Origin of the sequence: Avibacterium endocarditidis (genome assembly GCF_002921145.1) — a bacterium.
GTDB classification, from domain to species: Bacteria; Pseudomonadota; Gammaproteobacteria; order Enterobacterales; family Pasteurellaceae; genus Avibacterium; species Avibacterium endocarditidis.
This window is the reverse complement of record NZ_PQVI01000101.1, coordinates 1-7,423: the sequence shown is the minus strand read 5'-3', so window position 1 is coordinate 7,423 and position 7,423 is coordinate 1. Positions and strand designations below refer to the sequence as shown.

Below are 7,423 nucleotides of genomic sequence, written 5' to 3'. Positions count from 1 at the left end.
TTTGTAATAAGAAAAGTGACGGTGGAAAAACTCAATATTTTTCCACCGCACTTCATATTTTATAGAATACTAAACCGAATTGGCACGGTCATTGAAGGTGAAAGTCCTGCTGGTCTTGCGCCGATAGATTTTGTTCGGTTTACCGCCTCTAAGGCGGCTTTATCTAAATCATTATTACCAGAGGATTTTACGAGTTGAATATTACTCAACGAACCATCTGCAGCAATATTAAAACTCACTGTCGCCACCCCTTGTTTACGCATCATTTTAGCCCGTTGTGGGTAGCGTCTATGGCGTTCTATTTCTCGGCGCAATGCGCCCATATAGGCATTCTTTACATCAGAGCCAGCACTTTTACTAACAAGGTTTGGATTATTCACCGTTGCCTTGCCTAAGCTGGTTGCTGTCGCTGTGATTTTCGCTTCAGAATTCACATTGCGATCCCCTTTTTCAAGCGCCTTATTCGCCAAAGGTTTCTCTTTGAGTTGAGGTTTCTCTTTTTTCGGTTTTTCTTTCTTTTTCTCTTTCGGTTTTTCTTTCTTAATTTCTTTTGGCTTTTCCGGTTTTGGCGGTTCAGGTTTTACAATGGGATCGGGCACCGTTTCTTTTGCCACTGGCTCTGGCTCAGGTTCTGCAACAGGTTCTGGCGCGGGTTCAGGTTCTTCAACGGTCATTCCCATTAGCATTTCCATTGAAATACTGTTGTCGATCACGTCTGCTTGATACCCATTGGCGCTGCTATCGGCTTTTACAGCATAGACAATCGCCCCGATCACGGTGGCGTGAAATAGGAGAGAAAAGAAGAAGCCGAACCAAGAACGATGTTTATTTGCCATTTATTTGCCTTTTTCTTTCATTGTAACAATGGCAACATTTTTGATGTTATTTTTCGCCATTAAATCTGTCAGGCTAACAAAATCTTGGAATGTGGCTTTGGCGTCCACTTTCAGGGTCACTTTTTGATCTTTTGCCCAGCTTGCCACTTCTTTTTCCATTTGCGCTAAATCTGTCGGCTTATCGTTAAAAAAGATTTCGCCTGTTTCCGTAACGGTTAATAATTTGGCTAAATCGTCCGATTTAAACGCTACGGTGCTGCTGGCTTTTGGCACGTTCACTTGAATTTTGCCTTGCGAAATAAAAGACGCGGTGATTAAGACAATCGCCAGCAACACTAACATAATGTCAATGAAAGGGATAATATTGATTTCATCAAACTTTTTCACATTATGCCCCTAGATTTTTTGTCCGTTTAAGGCTTTCCATTTTAGGCGATTGACTTCCACTTTGCGTTGCAAGCCGTTGTAAAACACCATTGATGGAATGGCAACTAAAATCCCCACCGCCGTGGCTTTTAAGGCGAGGGAAAGGTTAAGCATAATGGCAGCGGCATCAATGTCCCCACCTGAATTTCCTAATTCATAGAAAGTTAATAAAATCCCGATAACTGTACCCAATAAACCCACATAAGGGGCATTTGAGCCAATGGTGGAAATAATAGTTAGGTTACGGTTGAGATCAATGTCTAACTCGTGGATATTGGTGTAGTGCGAAACATTCACACGGCTTAAAAAGATAAAGCGTTCAATCACGAACCATACCATAATAAAGCTCATTAAACCGAGTAAACCTAAAATAATGTAATCAACATAATGTTGTAAAAATGCGAATAATTGCGGCATTGAGAAATCCTTAACGCTGACTTCAAATAAAACGAGGCAAATTGCCCTTAATTGTTATTGAGAATGAATTTCAATTAGGTTGCAAATTGTAGCAAATTAAAAATTTGCGGTCAAAGCACAAACAAAAAATGCGGTGAAAAATCACCTCACTTTGTTTTTTCACATTTAGAATGTGTAACTCACATTCATTCGGAAATCACGCCCTGCGCCAGTTAGGCTGTTTACCCCTGCACGTTGGCTGTGGCTTTTGTAGTTCTTGTTGAACACGTTATCCACCGCAACATTAATGGTGAGATTTTCGTTTGCTTCCCAACTTGCGTAAAGATCATTGACGCCGTAACCCGGTTGTTTCACGCTGTCGCCTGAACCAGAACCACGGCTTGGTGTTCCCGTTTCACCTTCAACAAAACGTCCTTTCCAACCGATTTCAAGATTAGGTTGCTCAAATTTATAGGAAACCTCAGTCGTCCAAGTTCGCCCAGTAGCAACGGCAAATACGGTATTATCCGCCACATTGCCATAAACTTCTGGCTTGCTTTCAGCCACGCCAGCACGCAAGGTTAGCCCTGAATATTTGTAAGCTGCGCCTAATTCATAACCTTGGTTACGCAATAATGCGCCGTTGTAAATGGCGTTATTTTTTAACGACATCGCATCTTTCACTTTTTGCCAGAAGTAACTTCCGTTTAATGAGAAGCTGTCGTTCAAATCGTAGTTAAAACCAATTTCTGCATTGCGTGCTTGCTCTGCACGGATATTGCTATCCACGCTAATTGTGCCAGAGCCTGCAATCACCACTTCATATAAACGAGGGCTGCGGCTTGCATAGTTCAAGCTGGTATTCAGGCTTAAATCATCAGAAACTTGCCAAATTAAGCCCGCACTTGGGTTGAAATGCCCTTTGCTGGCTTTTTTACCATCAGAGGCCTTAAACTCAAAATAGTCGTAACGTGCGCCTGTGGTTAGGGTAACTGGCCCAATGCCCCAAATGCCTTCTACATAAAATCCAAGATCATCTTTACGTTGATTATGCGCCCCTGCGGCAAGTTGGTTTGGTTTCCCCACTTGTTTACGATAGTTTACACCGTATTTCACAAGGTGATTTTCACCAATAGCGCTGTCTAAATTTAAGTTTGCCCCAGTGGTAAGAATACGGGTTTGCCCTGTAGGTTCTTTACGCACACGTTTAGTGTGATAAACATTGGCGTTGGCTTCGGTAATAAAGCCCATATTTTTACCCGTCCACTCTAAATTGGTGGTATCTTGCGTGGTGGTGCGGTAACGTGGATTGTTGTTATCTTCATTCACAACATAGTTACCGTTTTGATCAAGGACATAGTAAGAATCATTGCCACGTCTGTCTTTCCCAGCATAAACGGAACTTAAGCTGTAACCCTTATTGCGTTGCTCTGGTGATAAGCGTGATGTAGAAATATAAGAATTGGTAAAATCAAATTCTTCACGCAATGCTCTTACGCCGTAATAGCGCTCTTGGCGATGGCTTAATACCACACGTTGATTTTCAGTAATATCCCAACCGAGTTTGGCTAATAAACCACGCTCACCTAAGGCACTGTTTTGTACAATGTCTGAGCCGTTAAGGTTTTGGTAGCCTTTACCGCCTTTGTAATTTTCTTTATGGTTCCAGTTGCCAGAAATCAAGGCATCAAATGCCCCAACTTTGCCATAAACACTTGCGCCTTGCGTATAGCCTTTATTACTGCGTACGCCACCAGTGAGCTTAAAGCCAAAATTTTGCCCCTCTCTCAATAAATCCTGCGCATCAACTGTGGTTGCAATGATTGAGCCACTGGTTGCACCAATCCCAGCACTGGCTGACCCCGCCCCTTTTTGCACATCAATACGCTTAATCAAAGCGGGATCGAGTAAAAACCGCCCTTCGTGATGGAAAGATTGTGTATCTGAATACGTATTATCCACTTTGAAATCAATTTGATCTTGCCCCATTCCACGAATAGTTACCCATTGTGATGTCCCACCATTTCCGCCACCGAAATTGATGGCTGGCTCATCAAATAATAAACCACGCAAATCCGTCTCCGTGCTACGTTCCATTTGTTTTAGGGTAACAACATTGGTTTTGCTTTTCGCCCCTGTATTTTCCGTGATGACATCAATCACACCAAGGCTTTCCGCTTGTACCGCTGTAGCAACAAGCGTAGCGAGAGGTAAAAGAACAAATTTTGCTTTTTTCATAATGAACTTCCTTTATTTCATATTGTCAAATTATTGAGAATTATTATTGTTTACTTTTGCATTTATGGTCAATAACTAAAAATTCAAAAGATAAAAATTTCTGAAACAGGAAGAAAATCCTTAAAAATTGAGAAAAATTTTGTAAAAAATCACCGCACTTTGTGAAATAAATTAGATAACGTTTAAAGATAAAAAGTAAATAAAAGGCAAAAGAAAAAGACGAAAGGCAAACTACCTTCCGTCTTTGTGATTTTATGATAGGAAAAACCGTTTATTCTGGCTGTTTTGTTGGTGAGATTTTTTCTACTTTTGCTTGTTTCACCATATTATCCGCTACTTCTAAAATAGTGATTTTTAAACCGTTGATTTCACATTCCGTGCCTTCTTCGGGGATTTCTTCCAAATGCTCTAAAATCAATCCGTTGAAAGTGCGCGCTTCGTCGGTGTCTAAATGCCAGTCAAACAATTTGTTCAGATCACGAATATTGGCAGAGCCTTCAATGATCATTGAGCCGTCAGATTGCTGAGTAACTTCTTCATCAATGGACGGGGCAGTTGACGTGGTAAATTCGCCCACGATTTCTTCCAAAATATCTTCCAAGGTGACCAAGCCTTTGATGTCGCCATATTCGTCCACCACCAAGCCAATACGCTCTTTTTTGTTGCGGAAATTCAATAATTGCGCATTAAGCGGTGTGCCTTCAGGGATAAAATAAGCCTCGTCCACCGCACGAATGAGCGTTTCTTTGCTAAATTCATTTTTGTCCAACATTAAGCGGTAAGCCTCACGCACCCGTAAGATACCCAGTACATTTTCGTCCATACTCTCTTTGTACAGCACCACTTTACTATGTGCGGAATGGTTGAGCTGACGCATAATGGCTTTCCAATCATCGTCAATGTCGATCCCGCCAATGTCGTTGCGCGGCACCATAATGTCGTCCACGGTAACTTTTTCTAAATCTAAAATAGAAAGCAACATTTCTTGGTGGGCGGAAGGAATGAAATGCCCCGATTGGTTCACAATGGCGCGTAATTCTTCGGTGCTTAGCGAGCTGGTTTTTTGCTCGTTTTTCACGCGAAATAATTTCATCAAGCCACGAATAATTAGGTTCATCAAGAACACAATGGGGCTAAAAATTTTCAGCAATGGTGTGAGAATATGGCTGGATAAAAACGCCACTCTTTCTGGATAAAGTGCGGCAATGGTTTTCGGGAAAATTTCCGCAAAGATCAACATTGCGAAAGTTAATGCCCCTGTAGCAATCGCCACGCCCATATCGCCATATAAACGCATACCAATAATGGTGGCGATGGCAGAGGCGGAAATATTCACAAGGTTATTACAGATAAGAATCAGGCTAAGTAAATATCTGTTTTTTTCAAAAGTTTTTCTGCTTTTTTCGCCCCTTTATGCCCTTTTTCGGCTAAAAAGCGCATACGATAGCGGTTGGCGGAAAGCAAGCCTGTTTCTGAACTGGAAAAATAGGCGGATAAAATGAGTAAAATAATTAAAGTGATAAATAACGTACTAAGGGGAATACTATCCAAAATCAAGTCCTTTTATAAAACCATCGTTCTTGGGCGGCAAAATTAAAGCCCTAGCCCAAACGCAACTCGACTTCCAAAATAGGCAATCGAAAGCAAAATCATACCTGAAATGCTATAAATAATCACCTTTTTTCCACGCCAATGCCATTTCCAATGCCCGATTAACGCGACACCTAACACCAACCACGCAAGGAAAGAAAAGATGGCTTTTTGTACATTTTGTACGCCGAAGAAATCTGGCAAATAAATCGCACCAGAAATTAACGTTAAGGTAAGCAACACTTCACCACTTAACATTAAGCGGAAAAAATGGCGTTCCACCGTCATTAATGGCGGAATAATTGGCGATAGAGCCAGTTTTTTACTTTAAGATTGCGGTCAATCCACCACAACTGCACGGCATATAAAGTGGCAATAAAACAGACAGCATAAGCCAACAACGCCAAGCCGATATGCAAGATAAACCCACATTGTGGATCAAATGCTGCACGATAGAAAAAGGTAAAAATGTTTGTAAAATCAAATTGATAATGGCAAGGCAATAGACAATCGGCAACAAAAACCATAGCGTATTCACCCGAAAACCAATGGCAAAAGTTGCTAAAGCTGCCACGATCACACTTAGCAAGGAACTGATGTCCATTAAGGTGAAGGTTTGCTCATTCGCCCAATGGGAAAACAACGGCGCAAGGCTAATGCCGTGGGTAATAATCGCCAAAAGTGCGGTGCAAAAAAACAATGTTTTATTCGGTTTTTGGTTTGTTCGCCCGAATGGGCTTTCAACAACATCGGGGTAATGAGAAGAATACTAATTAAATATAAAAAAATTGAAACAACGGCAAACCACATTTTTATTCACCTTTTTATTCGCTTTAATGCCAAATTAAGAACTATTCTTATTCTAGCCTTGCCGCACTAAAATCGCTATAAATTTCTTTCAAATGATGAAAATCTGTGGGATTTCAGTATAATTGGCACAATTTATTTCATTTCATTCCACTCAAATTTAGGAAAAACGATGTTTGAAAACCTTTCTGATCGGCTCTCGAAAACCCTGCGTAACATAACAGGGAAAGGGCGTTTAACCGAAGATAATATTAAAGATACCCTGCGCGAAGTGCGTATGGCATTGCTTGAAGCAGACGTGGCGTTGCCTGTGGTGCGTGAATTTATCAATAAAGTGAAAGAACGTGCTATCGGCGAGGAAGTGAATCGTAGCTTAACACCGGGGCAAGAATTTCTCAAAATAGTGCAATCCGAGCTTGAAAAAGCGATGGGTGAAGCAAATGAAAGCCTAAATCTTGCCACTCAGCCGCCAGCGGTGATCCTAATGGCGGGTTTGCAAGGGGCGGGTAAAACCACCAGTGTGGGGAAATTAGCTAAATTCTTGCGTGAACGTCAGAAGAAAAAAGTGATGGTGGTGTCGGCGGACGTGTATCGCCCTGCGGCGATCAAACAGCTTGAAACCCTCGCGCAAGCCGTTGGGGTGGATTTTTTCCCGTCTAACAGCCAGCAAAATCCAGTAGAGATTGTGCAAGCCGCCCTAGCAGAGGCTAAGCTCAAATTCTATGATGTGTTGATTGTGGATACCGCTGGTCGCCTGCACGTTGATGGCGAAATGATGGAGGAAATCCAAAAAATTCACACCGCACTTAATCCTGTGGAAACTCTTTTCACCGTGGACGCAATGACGGGTCAAGACGCCGCCAACACTGCAAAAGCGTTCAACGAAGCCCTCCCACTTACTGGCGTGATTCTCACCAAAGTGGACGGCGATGCGCGCGGCGGTGCGGCACTTTCTATTCGCCAAATCACCGGCAAACCGATTAAATTCCTAGGGGTTGGGGAAAAAACAGATGCCCTTGAGCCTTTCCACCCTGATCGTGTGGCTTCACGCATTTTAGGAATGGGGGACGTGCTTTCGCTAATCGAAGATCTACAACGTTCTGTGGATCAAGAAAAAGCGGAAAAAATGG

Annotated in this window: 5 protein-coding genes and 2 pseudogenes; 1 reads left to right on the top strand and 6 read right to left on the bottom strand. The window is 42.1% G+C overall.

Annotated features, from left to right (window positions below):
- Window positions 1-59: 59 nt before the first annotated feature.
- The 6 genes and pseudogenes from tolA to C3Z13_RS08155 all read right to left on the bottom strand — a co-directional run bounded on the left by tolA (window position 60) and on the right by C3Z13_RS08155 (window position 6,296).
- Window positions 60-836, bottom strand: coding sequence for a cell envelope integrity protein TolA (tolA, locus tag C3Z13_RS08180; protein WP_103855594.1), 777 nt, complete (start codon window positions 834-836; stop codon window positions 60-62).
- Window positions 837-1,223: a TonB system transport protein ExbD gene (exbD, locus tag C3Z13_RS08175; RefSeq protein ID WP_103853409.1), complete on the bottom strand. Its 387-nt coding sequence runs from the start codon at window positions 1,221-1,223 to the stop codon at window positions 837-839. It abuts the gene before it with no gap.
- A gap of 9 nt (window positions 1,224-1,232) precedes the next feature.
- The gene (gene exbB / locus C3Z13_RS08170; RefSeq protein WP_103853410.1) at window positions 1,233-1,679 is read right to left on the bottom strand and encodes a TonB-system energizer ExbB; all 447 of its coding nucleotides are present in this window, start codon (window positions 1,677-1,679) and stop codon (window positions 1,233-1,235) included.
- A gap of 165 nt (window positions 1,680-1,844) precedes the next feature.
- Entirely contained in the window at window positions 1,845-3,896 is a 2,052-nt protein-coding gene (locus C3Z13_RS08165) for a TonB-dependent siderophore receptor (RefSeq protein ID WP_103855593.1), read from the bottom strand.
- 271 nt (window positions 3,897-4,167) lie between these two features.
- Window positions 4,168-5,447 (bottom strand): annotated as a pseudogene (locus C3Z13_RS08160) (HlyC/CorC family transporter).
- Between the two features lie 42 nt (window positions 5,448-5,489).
- Window positions 5,490-6,296: pseudogene (locus C3Z13_RS08155) on the bottom strand (cytochrome C assembly family protein).
- Window positions 6,297-6,465: 169 nt separating this feature from the next.
- On the opposite strand from C3Z13_RS08155, the gene C3Z13_RS08150 reads away from it, so the two are divergent.
- Window positions 6,466-7,423 (top strand): signal recognition particle protein (locus tag C3Z13_RS08150; RefSeq protein ID WP_103855592.1); only part of this gene is annotated, 958 nt, incomplete at its 3' end.